General features: G+C 75.4%; 13 protein-coding genes. 7 read left to right on the forward strand and 6 right to left on the reverse strand.

Features of this window, described 5'->3' with window-relative positions; translation table 11 throughout:
- Positions 1 to 4: 4 nt before the first annotated feature.
- The 5 genes from recD to G3T38_RS06115 form a co-directional block, all read right to left on the reverse strand.
- Positions 5 to 1,903 (reverse strand): exodeoxyribonuclease V subunit alpha, encoded by a 1,899-nt coding sequence (recD, locus tag G3T38_RS06095; protein WP_163771204.1) that lies wholly within the window; start codon positions 1,901 to 1,903, stop codon positions 5 to 7.
- Positions 1,900 to 5,445, reverse strand: coding sequence for a UvrD-helicase domain-containing protein (locus G3T38_RS06100; protein WP_163771205.1), 3,546 nt, complete (start codon positions 5,443 to 5,445; stop codon positions 1,900 to 1,902). Before G3T38_RS06100 ends, recD begins: the two co-directional genes overlap by 4 nt.
- A complete protein-coding gene (recC, locus tag G3T38_RS06105; protein WP_163771206.1) occupies positions 5,442 to 8,891 on the reverse strand; it encodes an exodeoxyribonuclease V subunit gamma in 3,450 nt (1,149 codons plus the stop codon). The genes G3T38_RS06100 and recC overlap by 4 nt, the downstream gene beginning before the upstream one ends.
- A gap of 229 nt (positions 8,892 to 9,120) precedes the next feature.
- Entirely contained in the window at positions 9,121 to 9,558 is a 438-nt protein-coding gene (locus G3T38_RS06110; RefSeq protein ID WP_163771207.1) for a hypothetical protein, read from the reverse strand.
- A gap of 39 nt (positions 9,559 to 9,597) precedes the next feature.
- Entirely contained in the window at positions 9,598 to 11,094 is a 1,497-nt protein-coding gene (locus G3T38_RS06115) for an MDR family MFS transporter (RefSeq protein ID WP_163771208.1), read from the reverse strand.
- A 255-nt stretch (positions 11,095 to 11,349) separates the two neighbouring features.
- Here G3T38_RS06115 and G3T38_RS06120 point away from each other — a divergent pair, with 255 nt between their 5' ends.
- Positions 11,350 to 12,954, forward strand: coding sequence for a glycoside hydrolase family 30 protein (locus G3T38_RS06120; RefSeq protein ID WP_163771209.1), 1,605 nt, complete (start codon positions 11,350 to 11,352; stop codon positions 12,952 to 12,954).
- A gap of 29 nt (positions 12,955 to 12,983) precedes the next feature.
- On the forward strand, positions 12,984 to 13,322 hold the full coding sequence (locus G3T38_RS06125; RefSeq protein ID WP_338037493.1) for a chorismate mutase: 339 nt from the start codon (positions 12,984 to 12,986) through the stop codon (positions 13,320 to 13,322).
- Between the two features lie 477 nt (positions 13,323 to 13,799).
- Here the strand turns inward: G3T38_RS06125 and G3T38_RS06135 are convergent, their stop codons facing one another.
- Positions 13,800 to 14,378, reverse strand: coding sequence for a TetR/AcrR family transcriptional regulator (locus G3T38_RS06135; RefSeq protein ID WP_163771210.1), 579 nt, complete (start codon positions 14,376 to 14,378; stop codon positions 13,800 to 13,802).
- Positions 14,379 to 14,474: 96 nt separating this feature from the next.
- Between G3T38_RS06135 and G3T38_RS06140 the strand changes: the two genes are divergently transcribed.
- The 5 genes from G3T38_RS06140 to G3T38_RS06160 all read left to right on the forward strand — a co-directional run bounded on the left by G3T38_RS06140 (position 14,475) and on the right by G3T38_RS06160 (position 19,358).
- Positions 14,475 to 15,644, forward strand: a complete 1,170-nt coding sequence (locus tag G3T38_RS06140; RefSeq protein WP_163771211.1) for an acyl-CoA dehydrogenase family protein — start codon at positions 14,475 to 14,477, stop codon at positions 15,642 to 15,644.
- 65 nt (positions 15,645 to 15,709) lie between these two features.
- On the forward strand, positions 15,710 to 16,474 hold the full coding sequence (locus tag G3T38_RS06145; protein ID WP_163771212.1) for an SDR family NAD(P)-dependent oxidoreductase: 765 nt from the start codon (positions 15,710 to 15,712) through the stop codon (positions 16,472 to 16,474).
- Between the two features lie 112 nt (positions 16,475 to 16,586).
- On the forward strand, positions 16,587 to 17,780 hold the full coding sequence (locus G3T38_RS06150) for an acetyl-CoA C-acyltransferase (RefSeq protein ID WP_163771213.1): 1,194 nt from the start codon (positions 16,587 to 16,589) through the stop codon (positions 17,778 to 17,780).
- 3 nt (positions 17,781 to 17,783) lie between these two features.
- Positions 17,784 to 18,587, forward strand: coding sequence for an SDR family NAD(P)-dependent oxidoreductase (locus G3T38_RS06155; RefSeq protein WP_163771214.1), 804 nt, complete (start codon positions 17,784 to 17,786; stop codon positions 18,585 to 18,587).
- A gap of 126 nt (positions 18,588 to 18,713) precedes the next feature.
- A complete protein-coding gene (locus G3T38_RS06160; protein ID WP_163771215.1) occupies positions 18,714 to 19,358 on the forward strand; it encodes a TetR family transcriptional regulator in 645 nt (214 codons plus the stop codon).
- Positions 19,359 to 19,361: the final 3 nt, after the last annotated feature.

Below are 19,361 nucleotides of genomic sequence, written 5' to 3' on the forward strand. Positions count from 1 at the left end.
TCGGTCAGTCGGCCGCGCGGAGCCGCTCGCGGAGGCCGCTGGCGCGCTGGACGTGGCGCCCCACGGCGGCCGTGACCGCTTCCTCGGACCCCACGAGGCACACGGAGCGCTGCGCGCGGGTGACCGCCGTGTAGAGCAGCTCCCGCGTCAGCAACCGCGACTCCGGGCCGGGCAGCAGCACCGTGACGCGCTCCGCCTGGCTGCCCTGCGCCTTGTGGATCGTCAGGGCGTGCATGGTCTCGACGTCGCCGACCCGGCTCAGCGCCAGCTCCCGGGGACGGCCCGGCGTGGCGAAGACAGCACGGAACGCACCGTCCGGTGCCCGCACCACGACGCCGGTGTCACCGTTGGCCAGGCCGAGGCCCGGGTCGTTGCGGCTGACGAGGAGGGGACGGCCCGCGTAGGAGCCCCCCGGCACCACCCCGGGGTCCTCCTCCGCCAGCCACGTCTCCACGCGACGGTTCTGGGCGGCCACCCCGGCGGGGCCGGACCGGTGCGCGCACAGCAACCGGTGCTCGGCCAGCAGCGCGAGCGCCGCCGCGGCATCCCCCGCGAGCGCGGCGGCCCGCACCGCACGGGCCGTCGGCAGCACGAGCGGTCGCAGCGCCTCGTCGAGGGCCCCCTCCGTCGCTGGCTCCGCCATCGCGACGAACCCGACGGGTGCCGTGGGATCGACCGGGGCCCCGGGCCGGCGCCGTACGTCGCGGAGCAGCCCCAGGACGCGCTCCGCGGCAGCGGGCTCGCCGGTCGCGGGCCCGGTGCCGCGCTCGACGTCGGCGTCGCGCAGGGCGGCGGCCAGGGCGCCGATGGACGCCCCGAAGCGGTGGGAGGTGCGCAACCGGACGACCGGGCTCTCGCGTCCGGTCGCGTCGCCGAAGCCCGCCACCAGGTCCGCGAGCACCGCTCCGGCCTCCACCGAGGCCAGCTGGTCGGGGTCGCCGACCAGCAGCAGCCGGGCGTCGGGCCGCACCGCCTCGAGCAGCCGGGCGGTGAGGGTCAGCGACAGCATCGAGGCCTCGTCCACCACCACGACGTCGTGGGGCAGGCGGTTGCCGCGGTGGTGCCGGAAGCGGACGGAGGAGTCCGGCCGCGCGCCGAGGAGCCGGTGGAGCGTCGTCGCGGGCGCGCCCTGCACCAGCCGGGCGACGCGCTCGGAGTCGGCGGCCGCGAAGCGCTGCGCCGACTCCGCCACGGCCTCCGTGAGGCGTGCAGCGGCCTTGCCCGTCGGCGCGGCCAGCGCTACCCGGGGCGCGCGGCCACGGGGATCGTGCTCCGCCTGCTCGGCCAGGAGCGCGAGCAGCCCCGCGACCGCGGTCGTCTTCCCGGTGCCCGGACCTCCGGTCAGCACCGTGGTGCGGCGCGTCAGCGCGTGGCGGGCCGCGGTGCGCTGCTCCTCGTCCTCCGGCGCGGGGAACACGCGCGTCACGCCGTGCTCCAGCACCCCCAGGTCGACGGCGGGCGCCGGCTGCCGTTCGCGGACCCGCAGGTCGTCGGCGACCTGGCGCTCCTCCCGCAGGTAGCGGTCGAGGTGCACCAGGGACCCGCCGCGGTGGAGCACGCCCGTCGCCACCAGCGCGCTGTCGTCGATCGCGGCGCACCACGTGTCGTGGTCGGGCCAGTCCCAACCGTCCGGCGCCGCGGTGGACACGGTGACGGTGTCGAGGTCGAGGCACACCGAGCCGCTGCGGACCGACCGCACGCAGAGGGCCAGGGCCAGCAGGGCCAGGTCGTCCTCGGCGCCGCGCCCGTCGGCCAGCACCGCCAGGCCGGTGACGCGCGTCGCCACCTGCACGTCGGCCGCCGTGAGCACCCCGGCGTGGTTGAACGCACGGAGCACCCCCTCCGGAGCCGCCGCGGCGATCCGGTGGTCGTGGGGCCCGTCGGGCTCGAAGAGCTCGCTCACCGGTCGTCACCCCCGTCCAGCAGGGCACTGACCGCCTCGACCAGCGGGACGGGCGGGACCCAGGCGAAGACACCGCACGGCTGCCCGTCGACGACGGGGGTGCGCGGACCGCACATGCCGCGCAGGTAGAGGTAGAGGACGCCCCCCAGGTGGGTCGCCGGGTCGTAGTCACGCAGGCGCCACCGCAGGAACCGGTGGGCCACCACCGCGTAGAGCAGGGCCTGGAGCGGGTAGTCGCTGCCCGCCATGGCCGCCTCCATCGCCTCCGGTCGGTAGGTCGAGGCCCGGAGCGGAGGCGCGTCGTCGCCGTGCGGGCCCAGCCAGTTCGTCTTGTAGTCGACCACCACGTAGCGGTCCACCTCGTTCCCGTGCCGGTCGACGCCCGCCCCGCGGAGCCGGAGGAGCACGTCCACCGACCCGCCCAGGTAGCCCCGCAGCGGCTGCTCCGCCAGCGCCGGGTCGGCGTCGAGCACCGCGGCGTAGCTCCGCACGGGGTCCCCCTCGGGGAGGTGCGCCCGCAGGACCGGCGCGAGGTCGCCCAGCACGATCGAGGAGCCTCCCGCGCCCCGGGCGAGGTCGCCCCCGGACAGGGGGAGCTCGAAGTCCAGCTCGCGCAGCGAGTCCGCCGGGGCGACGGCCGCGAGGGTGCGCCCCCCGGCCAGCGGACCGAGCGGTGACGTGGCCACCGCGAGGAGGGCCCGCACCAGGGCCTCCTCGTCGAGGTCGGGCACCGGCCACCACGTGCGCTGCTCGGCCACCAGCACGGCGATCCGCTCCGCGGCGTCCGGGGCCGTGAGGTCGGCGTGCTCGAGCACGGCGTGCACCAACGAGCCGAAGGTCGCGCCGACCGGGAGGTCCGCCATCGGGGAGACCAGGTCGCCGGGAACCTCCGGCGGGTCGTCGTCCGGCGGCCTCGCCGTGTCGGGCTCGTCGTCGCGCGGCACGACCTCGGGCTCGCTGGTGGGAGGCAGCACCGGCTCGTGCCCGCCGCTTACCGACCCGGCGCCACCGGCCGCCAACGCCGAGTACGACGTGCGCCGCCAGCCGAGGTCGACGTCGCGGTCGAACGAGCGCACCGCGAGCACGGGCGGTGCCGTCTCGGGCGGTCGCGCCGGTGTCGGGGCGGGCAGCGCGTGCTCCAGCACGGGCCCCCCGGCGGCCTCGAGCGCGGCCAGCCGGGCCCAGGCGTCGTCGTCGCTCGGCAGGGGCACGGTCAGCGGCACCGTGGGCACCCCGCGGGTGCGGCCGAACAGCACCCGGTGCAGCGGGGAGCCGGCCGTGTTGTTCGTCGGCGCCCACCAGGCGACCACCTGGGACTGCGCGCGGGTCGCCGCGACGTACAGCAGCCGCAGCGACTCCCCCGCATCCTCCGCCTGGTGCTCCTCGCAGCTGCGCCGCCAGTGCGGCCCCGACTCCCCGCCGACGTCGATCGCGCGGCGTCGGTGCCCCCGCTCGTCGGGGGGCAGGTGGAACAGGGGGACGGTGGGCTCGGAGACGTAGCGGTCGCACAGCCAGGGCAGGTAGACCACCGGGTACTGCAGGCCCTTGCTCCCGTGGATCGTCACGAGCTGCACGGCCGCCAGGTCGCTGTCGAGCCGACGCGTGCGCTCGTCGACCCCGTCGCCCGCGCCCTCCCGCATCTCGTGCTCGAGCCAGGCCACGAGGCCCGACGGACCGAGCGCCTCGCCCCGCGCACGGTCGCCGGCGCCCCGGGCCTCGCCGCGGGAGGCCGCGTGGAGGGCCTCCGCGAGGTGTCGCAGGTCGGTCAGGTGGCGTTCGCCCTCGACACGGGCGAGCACGCGCGCCGCCAGGCCCCCGCGCTGGGCCGCCTCGAACACGGCCGCCACGCCCCGGCGGGCGAGCAGCACCGACCAGCGGCGCAGTGCGTCGGCGGTGCGGTCGGTCGCACGGTCGCCCTCCGCGGCGAGCGAGGCCGGGGTGTCGGGGAAGAACGAGGTGAGCGCGGCCGCCCGCACGAGCAGCGAGCGGTGGGGCGCGTCGACGGCGCTCAGCAGCGTGCGCCACTCCTCCGCGGCGGGGGTCGCGAAGACGCTGCCGCCGCCCGCGAAGACCGCGCGCACACCGACCTCGGCGAGGGCGTCGCGCACGGCTCCGAGCTGGCGCCGGGTGTGGGCGAGCACCGCCACGTCGCCCGCCTGCAGCCGTCGCCCGTCCCACTGCGCCTCGGAGGCGAGCAGCGCCGCGATGTCGCGCGCGCAGTCGGTGTCGACGTGGGGCCGCACCTGGTCCATGCGCAGGCCGCGCCCCTGGCGCGTCACCCGGCTCACGTCGGTGCGCCGCACCACCCGCAGCCGGAAGGGCGCGTCCGACGGCGCGCCGCCCAGTCGCGCGACCGTGTGGTGGGCGCTCACGGGACGCACGACGATGCGGTCGTCGCCCAGCGCCGTGCCCTCGAGCAACCGGTTCGTCGCATCCACGAGCGCGCGGTCGGACCGCCAGTTCGTCGCGAGCGTCTGGTGGGTGGACGCGGTCGCGGCCGCCTCCAGGTACGTCGCGACGTCACCCCCGCGGAAGGCGTAGATCGCCTGCTTGGGGTCGCCGATCAGCACCATCGTGGCGTGGCCCGAGAACGCCCGGTCGAAGACCTGCCACTGCACCGGGTCGGTGTCCTGGAACTCGTCGACCAGCACGACGCGCCAGCGCTGCCGCATCCGGGTGCGCGCAGCAGCGTCCGGGTCCTCCAGGGCGGTGGCGAGCTGGCTGAGCAGGTCGTCGTACCCCAACAGGCCGGCCTGGCGCTTGCGACGCTCGACCTCCGCCCGGACGGCACGCGCGAACCGCACCCGCCGCAGGGCGGGCGTGCCCTCCGCCGGGTGCTCCGGGACCAGCGCTGCCTGCGGGTCGCCGACCGCGACCGCGCCCAGGCGACGGGCCTCCGCGACCGAGAAGACGGGCGCCTCCTCGTCGACGAAGCCCCGCAGGTAGAGGTCGTCGACCACCTCGTCGCGCACGTCTCCGACGTCCTCCACCAGGCGGGCCGACGGGTCGGTGTCACCCGCGACCCCCAGGCTGCGCAGCACCTGCTGGCAGAACTGGTGGATCGTGGCGATGGTGGCACCGTCGAAGTGGGCGAGCGCGGTGCTGACCCGGGCGTGCCGCGCCCGCAGGGTCTCCCGGTCGCCGGTGCACAGCAGGGCGACCACCTCGTCCACGTCCGGGGCCTCCGTCGCGGACCGGGGCCCGGCCGGCCCGGCCGGCCCCTCGTCACCCGTCGTGGTGGCGTCCTCGGCGCCTCCCCCGGCCTCGGGTCGCGCGAGCGTCGTCGCCAGCGCGGACGCCACGTCGACCAGCTGGCCCCGCACCCGCTGGCGCAGCTCCTGGCTCGCGGCCCGCCCGAACGTGACGACGAGCAGCTCGTCGAGACGGGCGTGGCCCTCCGCGACGTACCGCGCGACCAGCGCCCCGATCGTCCAGGTCTTGCCGGTGCCCGCGCTGGCCTCGAGCAGTGTCGTGCCCTGCGGCAGCGGACCCAGCACGTCGAACGGCGCGAGCTCCGGCGTCGGCGCGGTCCCCGCGCTCACAGCGGCCCCATCCGCTCGCCGCCGGTGACCAGCGGACCCCACACCCGCCAGGCGAGCTGCCCGATCCGGGTGCGGAAGCCCGCGCCCTCGGTGGTCGGGACCCACAGCTCGTCGTCGCGCGGCGGCCCGAGCAGCACCTCCACGCCGGAGGCGTCGCCGAAGACCAACGTGTGCTCCGGATCCTCCTGCTCGCCCGGCACGGCAGCCCGGTCGCGCGACGTCTCCCACTCGCGCCGCGCCACCACCTCCAGCTCGACGTCGTCGCCGGCCCGCTGCCGGCGCATGGCCTCGGCCACCGCGCAGGTCGTGCGGACCGGCATGGGCAGCGGTTCGGCCAGCCCGCGGTCCCGGAGGTCGACGAGGGCGCGGAGGTGGTCGAGCGCCCGGTGGTCGAGCGGGCCCGCCAGGGAGCGTTGCGGCCCGGACCGACCGCTGCGACCGACCGTGTGGGCCGTGAAGGACGCGTCGGGATGGCCCGCCGACAGGGCGAGCAGCCGCACCCACGCCCCGATGCGGTGCCGCGCCCGCACGCCGGAGAACCCGACCGACACCAGACGGTTGCCGTGCACACCGCCGACGGTGCCGACCAGCCGCCGGCCGTCACCCAGGTCGACGTCCACGTCGAGCGTGCGGGCGTCGCCGGACCTCAGGTCGACGGTGTCGACGTACAGGGCCCGCACGTCCCGCTCGGCGCTCGCGAGGGTGCGGGCGCCCAGCGCCCGGGGCGGCAGGTGTCCCCGGCGCCGTTCGGCCTCCCGGGCCAGCTCCGGGTGGACGCCGCCCAGCACGTCCGCCAGGAGGCGCGCACCGACGCCCCACCGGTCGAGCGCGTCGAGCTCCAGCGGCAGCGCGTCCTCGACCTCGTCGGCGTCGAACCGGCTGCCGACCCCGAGCCCCGTGCGCAGGAACTCCCGCACGGGCCGCTCGACGAACCGCACGAGGTCCTCCAGCGCGACCTCCGTGTCGCGGGCGCGGTGCAGCGGCGCGTCGACGAAGGGACCGCGGGGGGCGCGCTCGCGCACGACCGCGCGCGCACCGGCGAGGGCGGTCGGGTCGAAGCTGAAGGGCGGTGCCCCGGGCGGCACGAGACCGTCCCCCGTGCGCGTCCCCGACGCCAGGTTGGCCGGGTGGAACGGCTGCAACGGGTGCCGCACCACCACGGGTCGCTCGACCGGAGCGGTGGCCCGCACCGCGGTCAGCAGCTCGCCCACCGGCACCGACGGCGGTCGCACCCCGCCGGTGTGCTCGGTCGCCCCGGTGTAGGTCACCACCAGCCGCTCGCCCGTCGCCATGACGGCGTCGAGGAGCAGCTGCCGGTCCTCCGCGCGGGGATCGCGCTCGCCGAGGAGCGGCCGCCGGGCGAGGACGTCGTCGCCGTCGTCGATGCCGGCCCGCGGGAACACGCCGTCGTCGAGACCGAGCAGGCAGACCACCCGGTGCGGGACCGAGCGCATCGGCACGAGCGTGGCGACGGTCAGGGTGCCCGTGCGGAAGCTCGTGCGCGTGGGGCGGCCGGACCAGCGGCGGGACAGCAGCGCACGGACGTCCGGCAGCACCAGGGGCGGCGACGCGGTGTCGTCGTCGGGGGCGAGGCGCGCCAGCTCGCGCTCGACCTCGGCCTGCATCCAGGCGTCGGCCGGGGCGACGGCGGCGAGCGACGCCACTCCCTCCGCGAGCACCGTCGCCCACCGGTCGGCCGGAGCCGGGCCGTGGAGGGCGTCGAGGGTGTGCTGCAACCGGTCGACCAGCTCGGCGATCCGCCCGGCCAGGTCGATCGCGCCGCTGCCCACGTCGTCGAGCGGCAGGGCGTGGGCCAACCAGTGCGGCTCGTCGCCGGAGAGCGCGACGCCGAGCAGGACCCGGTCGAGGCCCGCCCGCCAGGTGTTCTGGGCGATGCCGTCGAGGCCGAACCCCGCGCGGTGGGGCGCGTCGAGCCCCCAGCGCACGCCGGCGTCGGCCACCCAGCGCTGCAGCACCGTCAGGTCGTCGTCGGCCAGGCGGAAGCGGCGCCGCACCGCGGGGAGCGACGCCAGGTCGAGGACGTCGGATGCCGTGACCCGCCCACCCGCCAGCGCGACGAGGCGCTCGGCGAGGGCCAGCAGCGGGTTGGTGCTGCCGAGCGCACGGTCGGCGAGACGGACCCGCAACCGGTGGGCGGGGTGGCGCCCCTCCCGGGCCGCGGGCTCCTCGCCCTCGTCGAGGGCACCGGCGAGCCCGAAGCCCGCCTCGATCAGCGGCGCGTAGGTCTCGACGTCGGGGCACATGACCAGCACGTCCCGCGGCTCGAGCGTGGGATCGTCCGCCAACAGGCCGACGAGCACCTCCCGGAGCACCTCGACCTGGCGCGCGGGCCCGTGGCAGGCGTGCACCTGCACCGACGTGTCCACCGCCCGCGTGCGCGCGGCACGGTCGTGCTCGTCGGGGAGCCGGTCGGCACGCACGTCGGCCTGCAGGAGGCGGAGCAGCGAGGCGCCGGGACCGGGCTCGTCGAGGTCGTCGTGGGTCACCACCGCGATGCGGGGCAGCGCGGCGAGGCGCAGGCCCAGCTCCCGTGCGTCCCGACCCAGCGCGGCGAGCAGCGGGTGGTGGACGAGCACGTCGGTGTCGTGGTCGGCCCGCACGGGCGCCGCCGCTCCCCCGGGGGCGTGCGCGTCGAGCCTGCGTGCCACCTCCGTGGACGCGACCGGGAGCCACAGGTGCACGTCACGGTGCTCCCCCAGGGCGGCGAGGAGCTCGAGCTCGGCCGCGGGCAGGCGCGTGTGCCCGAACAGCGAGAGACGGCCGGGCAGGTCCAGCTCGCCGAGAGCGCCGGAGCGCAGGGCGGCGACGGTCTGCGCGTGCCGCACGTCGGGCGGCGGCGCGTCCACCTCGTCGAGCACCCGACGCCAGAGCTCGGCCTGCCAGTGCAGGTCGTCGGGCAGCCGCTCGCCCGCGCCGTCGAGAGCCCGTCCCTCCCGCCAGTCGGCCAGCAGGCGCGGACGCTGCGACGCGTAGGAACCGAAGAGCCCCGCGAGGCGACGCGCGACCGACCAGCGGCGCGAACGCCGGAGCTCGCCGAGCTCGGGCGGCTCACCGGGGGACAGCACCGCGCCGAGGTGCCGCGCCAGCGGGGCGCACCACGGCTCGTCGAGGTGGGCGTCGACGACCGCCAGGACCGGCCAGACGAGACGCGCCGGGTCCCACGGGTCCTCGCGGTCGCGATCGAGGAGGAGCGTCACCAACGAGTGCGGCTTCAGGAACCGCACGCCTGCGCACACGCCGTCGCCGCCCCGCGGCCCGGCCCCGAGCCGGTGGGAGAGCCGCTGGGCCAGCCAGCGCTCGATGCCCCGCTCCGGCACGACCACCAGCTCGTCGGCGAACGGGTCGTCCACCGGGTGCGCGAGCAGCTCGGCCAGCGCGTCGGCGAGGACGCCGGTGCTGGTCGCGCGGTGCACGGTGAGGGTCACGCGGGAGAGCCTGCCACGAGCGACCGACACTCCCGGACGGTCCTCCACAGGGACCCGCACGAGGTGCCACCGCCCGCCGCAGCGCGACTCCCGGAAATGGTCACCGACGACGGTCCGGACGCCGACTCACCTGTCGTTGCTGACCATTTCGTGGCCCCGCCGAGCCGGCCCGCCGAGCCGGCCCGCCGAGCCGGCCCGCCGCGCCGTACGACCCACCTCGACGCAGGACCTACCCCGCCAACGTGCCCGCGAGCCACCCGCGGGCGAAGCGCTGCCACTCCTCGCTCTGCCCCCGCCAGGCCGCCCACACCTCGCGCGGCGTCATCCCCGGCGTCAGCAGGGCCGCCTCGGAGGCGTCGGCGGTGACGAGCACGAGGCGGCCCGGCGCGTCGTACGGCACCCGGGAGCGGGCCCAGATCGCGAACCAGATCTGCTGCACGTGGTCACCGTCGGTGACGAGCTCGGTGCCGTCCTGCGACAGGCGCACCTGGAACGGCCGCTCGCCGGGCGCCTCGATCCGCACCCCGACGCGGCGCGACCGGGGGATCCGGCGACGCACGTCGACGGCGACCGCGTCCGGCCACCACAGCAGCGCGGCGTCGAGGAACTCGTCGGGCTCGAGGCGCAGCGCCCCGTCCGGCGAGTAGATGCACGCGGTCACGTCCACGACGACCAGTGTGACGGATGCCCGCGCCGCGGGCGCCGCTCAGTGGGGCAGCGGCGCGCCGTCCGCAGCAGGCCCCGACGCAGGCTCCTGCTCCGGGCGCCGCACGAACGTCACGACGACGAGGAGCAGCAGCGACACGCAGGCGCCGACGAGGAACGCCGACCGCACGCCGTCCGCCACCGCGACCTCGGTCGTCGCGCCACCCTCGGCCGACCGCGTGGAGACGATGGTCATGACGGTGACGAACAGCGCCGTACCGGCCGCCCCGGCCACCTGCTGGAAGGTGCCCAGCACCGCCGAGCCGTGCGCGTAGAGCGCCGGGCGCACCGACCCCAGGCCCACCGTCATCAGCGGCGTGAAGGTGACGGCGAGACCGATGCAGAGCACGACGTACGCCGCGAGCAACCACGCCACGGGGGTGTCGGCCCCGATGGTCGCGAGCATCCACAGGGCCGCGCTGATGAGGGCCGCACCGGGCAGGAGGAGCGGACGGGGTCCGCGGGCGTCGTACACCCGTCCGACGATCGGGCCGGCCACCCCCATGAGGATGCCGCCCGGCAGGGTCAGCAGGCCGGTCGCGGTCGGTCCCATGCCCAGCACGGTCTGGGCGTAGTAGGGCACGAGGATGAAGGTGCCCATCATCGCGGCCATCGCCACCAGCATCGCCGCCATCGCGACGGTGAACTGGCGCGAGGCGAAGACGCGGAGGTCGAGCAGCGCGCGGTCGGTGCGGGCGAGGAGCAGCTGGCGCCCGACGAACGCCGCCAGCGCCAGGACGCCCACGCCGAACGGCACCGCCGGGGACAGTCCGTGCGACCCCTCTGCGGCGTGCCCGAGGCTGACGAGGCCGTAGACCAGGCCGCCGAAGCCCAGCACCGCCAGCGGCACCGAGACGAGGTCCACGGGGGCGGCCAGCGGGGCGGCGACCGGCCGCACCAGGCGCAGCCCGAGCACGAGGGCGGCCACGGCGACCGGCACGACGAGGCCGAAGACCCAGCGCCAGCCGAGGTGCTCGAGCACGACGCCGGACAGCGTCGGCCCCAGGGCCGGCGCCACGGAGATGACGATCGAGATGTTGCCCATCATCACGCCGCGGCGGGACGGCGGCACGAGCGTCATGATCGTGGTCATCAGCAGCGGCAGCATGATCGCCGTGCCCGACGCCTGGACGACCCGCGCGGTGAGGAGCACGCCGAACCCGGGAGCCAGCGCGGCGAGCGTCGTGCCGGCGGTGAAGAGGCTCATCGCGACCCCGAAGAGCGTGCGGGTGCCGAGCCGCGAGATGAGGTAGCCCGTCAGCGGGATGACCACGCCCATGGTCAGCAGGAACGCCGTCGTGAGCCACTGGCCGACGCTCGGGTCGACCCCGAGCTCGGTCTGCAGCACCGGCAGGGCGACGCTCATGACGGTCTCGTTGAGGATCACCACGAAGGTGGCGACCAGGAGCACGCCGATGAGGACGACGTCGCGGCGCTCGAGCGCGGACCCCGCGGCGGGTCCCGTCGCGGGCAGCGCCTCGGCGCGGGTGTCGGTCATGAGCGGCGTCTCCTGGAGCGGGGGCGGGTGGTGCGACGGACGACGGGTCCGACCGGAGAGGCTCCCAGAACTCATCGTCGAGGAGCGAATCGTTTTCCACCGGGTCGCTATTCCGCCCGACGCGCCTTGAGGATTCCTTGAGGAACCGTTCCGCCGGGGCCCGAGATGCCGTAGGTTGCCGGACGACGACACCCTCCCCCTCCGGTCGTCAGGGCGCCACGCCTTCCCCCGGGCCCCAGAAAGTCGACGCCTCCCATGCTCCCCACGCCCCTCCTGCGCCTCTCCGTCACGACCACCGCCCTGGTGGCGCTCGTCGCCACCACGAGCGCGGCCGCGCCCGCGCAGCCCGCCGCCGACACCCGCAGCGACGTCCGCATCGACCTGGGTGACGTCGCGGTCCGGGACACCCTGCCGCCGACGTCCGTGACGACCTACGTCTGGCGGCCCGGTGACACCGGCGTCGCGTCGTGGCGCACCACGGCCACCGCCGACGGGCTGACCGAGCAGGTCGCCGCGCGCGCGCCGCTCGCCGCCCGACCCGTCGTGGGCGGCGAGGAGCTCGCGGTCGGCGACGCCGTGCCCGACACCTCCCCCGTCGTGGGCTTCGGCGGCGCGCTGACCGACTCCGCGGCGTACGTCATCGACACCTCGCCGCAGCGCGACGCGATCCTCGACGACCTGTTCGGCGCCGACGGCGCCTCGCTCGACGTGGTGCGCCTGGCGATGGGGGCGAGCGACTTCGTCGCGACACCGGGGCACGCGAGCTACGCGGACACGCCGGACCCCACGCTCGCGTCGTTCTCGATCGAGCGCGACCGGGCCCACGTGCTGCCGGTGCTGCGGGACGCGCTCGCGGTCGACCCCGACCTCGTCGTCGTCGCCGCGCCGTGGTCGGCGCCGGGGTGGATGAAGCGGTCGGGGAAGTACGTCGGGGACTGCTGGCAGCAGCAGAACCAGCTGCGCGACGACATGGTCGAGGTATACGCGCGCTACTACGTGCGCTTCCTCCAGGCGTACGCCGCGGAGGGCGTCGACGTCGCCCAGGTGTCGCTCGGCAACGAGCCGCAGCACTGCAACTCGACCTACCCCACGATGACCATGCCCGTCGCCACGCAGGCCCGGCTCGCGACCGTGCTGCGACCCGTGCTCGACGCCGCCGGGTTCGACGACGTCGCCATCCTCGGCTGGGACCACAACTACGTGGACGAGGGCACCGACCGCCCCACCGGCTACCCCGCCGCCCTTCTCGCCGCGGCCGGCGACGAGGTCGACGCGATCGGCTACCACTGCTACGAGTCCAACCGCCGCCGCGAGCCCGCCGCCCAGCAGACCACCGCGCGACCGGCGTGGATGACGGAGTGCACCGGCACCAGCCACTGGCGCGACACGCGGCAGAACCTCGTCAACGAGACCCACCTGGCCCTCCTCAACCCGCTCCGGTACGGCGCGGTCGCCTCCCTCTACTGGAACCTGGCGCTCGACACGGCCGGCGGGCCGCACCTCGGCGGGTGCGCGACCTGCCGGGGCATGGTCGAGGTGGGCGACGAGGGCTACACGGTGGGCCAGTCCGCGGCGTACTGGTCCCAGCTCTCCCGCTTCGTGCAGCCCGGTGCGGTGCTGCTGACCTCGACGCAGCGGTCGCCGGTGGAGACGGTGGCCTACGCCAACCCCGACGGCTCCCGCGTGCTCGTCGTGCTCAACGCGTCGTGGAGCACGCTCGACTGGGGCACACCGCCCGACGGACCGGCGGAGCCCGGGTCGCCCGGGTCGCCCGGGTCGCCCGGGGAGCCGGGTCGCGACCCGGCCTCCGTGCTGCTCGGGACGGTCCGGGAGCTCGTGCGGGGACTGCTCGGCCGCTGAGCGGTGCCGCCCGCCTATCCTTGGCTCCCGTGAGCGACGACGTGACCGAGACGGGGACGGCTACGGCGGGGGCGACGGCCGGCGAGGTTCCGCCCGAGCTGGCCGCCCTGCGCTCCAGCATCGACAACATCGACGCGGCCCTCGTGCACCTGCTCGCGGAGCGGTTCAAGTGCACGCAGCGCGTCGGGGTGCTCAAGGCCGAGCAGCAGCTCCCGGCCGCCGACCCGGCGCGCGAGGAACGGCAGATCACCCGGCTGCGCTCGCTCGCGACGTCGGCGGGCCTCGACCCGGTGTTCGCGGAGAAGTTCCTCAACTTCGTCATCGCCGAGGTCATCCACCACCACCAGCGCATCGCCGAGGGCGGCTGACGCAGGTACGCCCGGGTCGCCCGGGTCGCCCTGGTCGTCCGGGTCGTCCGGGTCGTCCGGGTCGTCCGGGTCGCCCGGGGTCGCCGGGGTCGCCGGGGTCGCCGGGGTCGCCGGGGTCGCCGGGGGAGAGAAAACGCGGACGCGGAGAAGAAGAATGCGCGCGGTCCCTCGGGCGGGGGATGAAAGTGCGCGGCGCCTGGCGGCGGGAGAAGGAAAACGCGGACGCGGAGGGCGCTCCACCGGCGTGTCGCCTGGTCCGATCCCGCACTCTTCTCGCGCGCTCCCGGGCCGATCCCGGACCCGTCCGCGTTTTCCTCACCCCGGCTCGACGGCCGCCCGGGCCGGTCCGCGTTTTTCTTTGCCCACGCTGCGGCCCCACGCTGCGGCCCCCCACTGCGGACCCCGCCCGCTGCAGGCCCCGCCCACTGCGGGGCCACCCCGCCCGGCGCCGCCGTCAGCCCCTCAGCCCGTCAGCCGTCAGTCCGTCAGCGCCTGCACGACGAAGTCGGCGAGCTCGGCGTAGGCCTCGGCGTCGCTCAGCTCGAGCCGCTCGAAGAGCCGTCCGCGCTGGATGTCGAACATCGTCGCCGCGACCATCTCCGCGACGAACCCCGCGTGCACCTGGCGCAGCTCGCCGGACGCGACGCCCTCGCTGACGAGCTGCCGGATGCGGTCGGCCGCGGCCTCGGTGTTGCGGCGGTAGACGGCGTCGGTGGCCGGGAAGGCGGCGATGTCCGCCAGGAACGCGACGGACAGCGACTGCAGGCGATCGGCCACGGCCCGCAGGTAGGTGTCGATCAGCGGGCCCGCTCCCTCCACGCCGTCGAGGCGCGCCTCGACGAGGTCGGTGGCACGGCGGAACGAGGCCCGGACGATCTCGACCGCGAGCTCCAGCTTCGAGCCCGCGAGGGAGTAGAGCGTCGTCTTCGAGCAGCCGAGCCGCACCGTGAGGTCGTCGAGCGTGAACCCGGCGAACCCCTCCGCCTCGCACAGGTCGACGAGGCGGTCGAGGAGCTGCTGCTGCCGCGCCGTACGTCGCGTGCGTGCCGCGGTCACCACCTGACGTCCACCTCCTCGACTCCTGCCTCACCCTAGCGATACCGAGAACGATACTGTAGAACTGATCTGAGTATCGTTCACCGAGGAGGACCCATGCCTGCCCGCCGCCTGCTGCCGGACCAGGAGTCCGCCGACCTCATCGCACTCGTCCGCGAGCTCGTCACCAAGGAGCTGGCGCCCCGCGCCGCGGAGGCCGAGGAGAAGGGCGAGTTCCCCCGCGAGGTGTTCCGCCTGCTCGGCCGGACGGGCGTGCTGGGGCTGCCGTACGCCGAGGAGGTGGGCGGCGGCGGGGTCTCCTACGAGGTCTACCTCCAGGTGCTCGAGGAGATCGGCCGCGTCTGGGCCAGCGTCGGCGTCGGCGTCTCCGTGCACGCGCTCTCGTGCTTCGGCCTCGCCACGCGGGGCACCGCGGAGCAGCAGCAGGAGTGGCTGCCCGACATGCTCGGGGGCGAGCTGCTCGGCGCCTACTGCCTCTCCGAGGCCCACGCCGGCTCCGACCCGGCCGCGATGCGCACGACGGCGCGGCGCGACGGTGACGAGTACGTGCTCAACGGCGCGAAGGCGTGGGTGACGCACGGCGGCGAGGCCGACTTCTACAAGATCATGGCCCGCACGTCGGACGACAAGAACGGCATCTCGTGCTTCCTCGTGCCGGCCGGCACGCCGGGCCTGGTCGCCGACAACCCCGAGCGCAAGATGGGCCTGATGGGCTCGACGACGGCCTCGATGCTGCTGACCGACGTGCGTGTGCCCGTCGAGCGCCGGCTCGGCGCGGAGGGCGACGGCCTCAAGATCGCGCTCGCGGGCCTCGACTCGGGCCGCCTCGGCATCGCCGCCGTCGCGACCGGTGTCGCCCAGGGCGCGCTCGACGCGGCGCTGGCCTACGCGCAGCAGCGGGAGGCGTTCGGCCGCCGCATCATCGACCACCAGGGCCTCGGCTTCGTGCTGGCCGACATGGAAGCGGCGGTGCAGTCCGCCCGCGCCGTGACGCTCCACGCCGCGCGGCTGCGCGACCAGGGCCTGCCGTTCTCGCGCGAGGCCTCCGTGGCGAAGCTCGTCGCCACCGACAACGCGATGAAGGTGACCACCGACGGCGTGCAGGTGCTCGGCGGCGTCGGCTACACCCGCGACTTCCCCCTCGAGCGCTACATGCGGGAGACCAAGGTCATGCAGATCTTCGAGGGCACCAACCAGATCCAGCGGATGGTCGTCGCGCGCTCGCTCGACGCCAAGCCCGACGCCTCGCTCCACGTCACCGCCTGAGCGGCACGCCGCTCGACCCCCGACCCACCGACCAGCCGACCGCCCGACCCCAGGAGAGACCACCCATGCAGCTCGTCGACACCGCCGCCATCGTCACCGGCGCCGCCTCCGGCCTCGGCGCCGCGACCGCTTCCGCGCTGGCCGCGCAGGGCGCGACCGTCGTCGGCCTCGACCTGCCCGCCTCGCTCGAGACCGCCCCGTCGGTCGAGGGCGTCACCTACGTGCCGACCGACGTGACCGACCCCGAGCAGGTCGCCGCGGCGGTCGCGACGGCCGCCGAGAACCCCGAGGGCGTCCCGCTGCGCACCGTCGTCAACTGCGCGGGCATCGGCCCGTCGGCGCGGATCCTCTCGCGCAAGGGCCCCCACGACCTCGGTCTCTACGCGAAGATCATCCAGGTCAACCTCATCGGCACCTTCAACGTGCTGACGCTGGCCGCCGAGCGGATCGCCCAGACCCCCGAGCTCGAGCACGGTGCCCGCGGCGTCGTCATCAACACCGCCTCGATCGCGGCGTTCGACGGCCAGGTCGGGCAGGCGGCGTACTCCTCCTCCAAGGGCGGCGTCGTCGGCCTCACCCTCCCGGCGGCGCGCGACCTGGCGCAGTACGGCATCCGGGTCAACGTCATCGCGCCGGGCATCGTCGAGACGCCGATGCTCGCCACCGTGTCGGAGGAGTTCCGCGCCGGGCTCGCCGCCGGCGTCCCGTTCCCGCAGCGCCTCGCGCGGCCGGACGAGTACGCCCAGCTCGCCCTCGCGATCATCGACCACGACTACCTGAACGGCGAGGTCATCCGCATGGACGGCGCGCTGCGCATGGCCCCGCGCTGACCCTCACCGCCCGCGCGGCGGCCCGGCACACCCGTCCGGGTCGCCGCCGACCCTTGACCGCTTTCACCTATTGTCTTTAGGTTTCATCCGACCCCGAACCCCAGGAGAACCCATGGCCGAGGCCTATCTCATCGACGTCGTCCGGCTCGCGTCCGGCAAGGGCAAGCCCGGCGGCGCGCTGTCCGGCACCCACCCCGCCGTGCTGCTGTCCCACGTGCTGAAGGCGCTCACCGAGCGCACGGGCGTGGACCCCGCCCGCGTCGAGGACGTCATCACCGGCTGCGTCCAGCAGGTCGGCGAGCAGGCCATGAACATCGGCCGCACGGCGCTGCTCGGCGCCGGGTTCCCCGACTCGGTGCCGGCCGTCAGCATCAACCGCCAGTGCGGCTCGAGCCAGCAGGCCGTGGACTTCGCCGCGCAGGCCGTGATGTCCGGCTTCGCCGACGTCGTGATCGCGTGCGGCGTGGAGTCGATGAGCCGCGTGCCGATGGGCGCCTCGACCCTCGGCCTCGACACCGACGGCCCCGAGGTCGCCGCGCGCTACCCCGAGGGCCTCGTCAACCAGGGCGTCTCCGCCGAGCTGGTGGCCCAGCGCTGGAAGCTCGAGCGCGACGAGCTCGACGCCTTCTCCGCCGAGTCCCACCGCCGGGCCGCCGCGGCCACGGAGTCCGGCTTCTTCGACGGCGAGGTCGTGCCGATCGACGTCACGCTGCCGGACGGCACCACGCTCACCCACCGCGTGGACGAGACCATCCGCGCCTCGACGAGCGCGGAGGGCCTCGCCGGCCTCCGGGCGTCGTTCCGCACCGACGAGCTCGCCGCCCGGTTCCCCGACCTGGCCTGGCAGATCACGCCCGGCAACTCCTCGCCCCTGACCGACGGCGCCTCCGCCGCGCTCGTCGTGAGCGAGCGGGTGCTGAGGGAGCTCGGCCTCACCCCGCGCGCCCGCTTCGTGGGCTTCGCCGTGACCGGCGACGACCCGGTGCTCATGCTGACCGCCCCGATCCCGGCCACCCAGAAGGTGCTCGCCCGCACGGGCCTCGGCATGGACGACCTCGACGCCTACGAGGTGAACGAGGCGTTCGCCCCGGTGCCGCTGGCGTGGGCACGCGAGCTCGGCGCCGACCCGGCGAAGCTCAACCCGAACGGCGGCGCCATCGCGCTGGGCCACGCGCTCGGCTCGTCGGGCACGCGCCTGCTCGGCACGCTCCTCGCCGACCTCGAGCAGACCGGCGGCCGCTACGGCCTGCAGACCATGTGCGAGGCGGCCGGCATGGCCAACGCCACCATCATCGAAAGGCTCTGACCCGTGGACCTCTCCTCCGGCTCCTCCACCGCCCTCGTCACCGGCGGCGCCTCCGGCCTCGGCCGGGCCACCGTCGAGGCCCTCCTCGAGGCCGGCGCCCGCGGTGCCGTCATCCTCGACCTGCCCTCCTCGGCCGGCGCCGACGTCGCGGCCGAGCTGTCGCAGCGCTTCGACCGCGACGTACGGTTCGCGGCCGCCGACGTGCGCGACGCCGACGCCGTGCAGCAGGCCGTCGACCTCGCCTCCGAGATCGGCGACCTCCGCGTCGCCGTGAGCTGCGCCGGCACCGGCGCCCCCGGCAAGACCGTGGGCCGGGGCAACGAGCCCCTGCCGCTGGAGTCGTTCCAGCGGATCATCGAGATCAACCTCGTGGGCACGTTCAACGTGATCCGCCTGGCCGCGGCCCGCATGGCCGCCCTCGAGCCGCTCCCCGGCGCGCTCGGCACCCCCGAGGAGCGCGGAGCGATCGTCAACACCGCCTCGGTGGCAGCCTTCGACGGCCAGATCGGGCAGGCGTCGTACTCCGCCTCCAAGGGCGGCATCGTCGGCATGACGCTGCCGATCGCGCGCGACCTCGCGAGCCTCGGCATCCGCGTCGTCACCATCGCCCCGGGCCTCTTCAACACGCCGCTCCTCGCGACGCTGCCCGAGGAGGCGAAGGCCTCCCTCGGCGCCCAGGTGCCGCACCCGAGCCGCCTCGGCGAGCCGAGCGAGTACGGCGCGCTGGTCGCCCACATCGCTGCCAACCCGATGCTCAACGGCGAGGTGATCCGCCTCGACGGCGCGATCCGCATGGCGCCGCGCTGAGCGCAGGACCGGGTCGTGGCCCCAGCGCACCGTTTTCCGACGCGCTGGGGCCACGAGCGCATTTACCGAACGTGATTCGGTTGACAGTTCGACCCACCGGCCCGCCGACCGGCCTAGACTCGAGCGGTGCCCCGCCCGAGCAAGCCCCTCATCAGCCGCCACTCGACGGTGCAGGCCGCGCTCGAGATCATCGACTCCGAGGGCCTGGAGGCGCTCAGCCTCCCCCGCCTCGCGCGCCACATGAACGTGAAGGCGCCGTCGCTCTACCACCACTTCTCCGACAAGTCGGAGATCCTCGCCGCGGTGGCCCGCGAGATCGTCGCGAAGACGGTGCAGCCGCGGAAGCCGACCGACGGCGACTGGCAGGGCTGGTTCGTCCAGCTGTCGCTCAACTTCCGCACGGCGGTCCTGCGGCACCGCCGGGCCGCCCCGATCCTGCTGGAGTTCCTGCCCCGCGAGCTGCTCACGACGTCGTACGAGGACGTCTGCACCTTCCTCATCGCGTGCGAGGTGCCGGTCTCGGTGCACGTGCTGCTGCTCGACGGCCTGGAGAAGCTGTCGCTCGGCTCGACCATCGCGGAGGCGATGCGACCCACCCAGCAGCGCCGTGTCGCCTTCCCCCACATCGACCCCGAGCGGCACCCGCACCTGCTGGCGGCGCAGGAGGCCAACGACCTGACGCCGCGGCAGGTGTTCGAGCAGACGGTGCGCAGCTACCTGGTGGGCATGGAGCGGCTCGTCCAGGTCGCCCGGCTGCAGCGCACCGCCTGACCC

Origin of the sequence: Nocardioides zeae, from assembly GCF_010686755.1 — a bacterium.
In the GTDB taxonomy this organism is placed as follows: Bacteria; Actinomycetota; Actinomycetes; order Propionibacteriales; family Nocardioidaceae; genus Nocardioides; species Nocardioides zeae.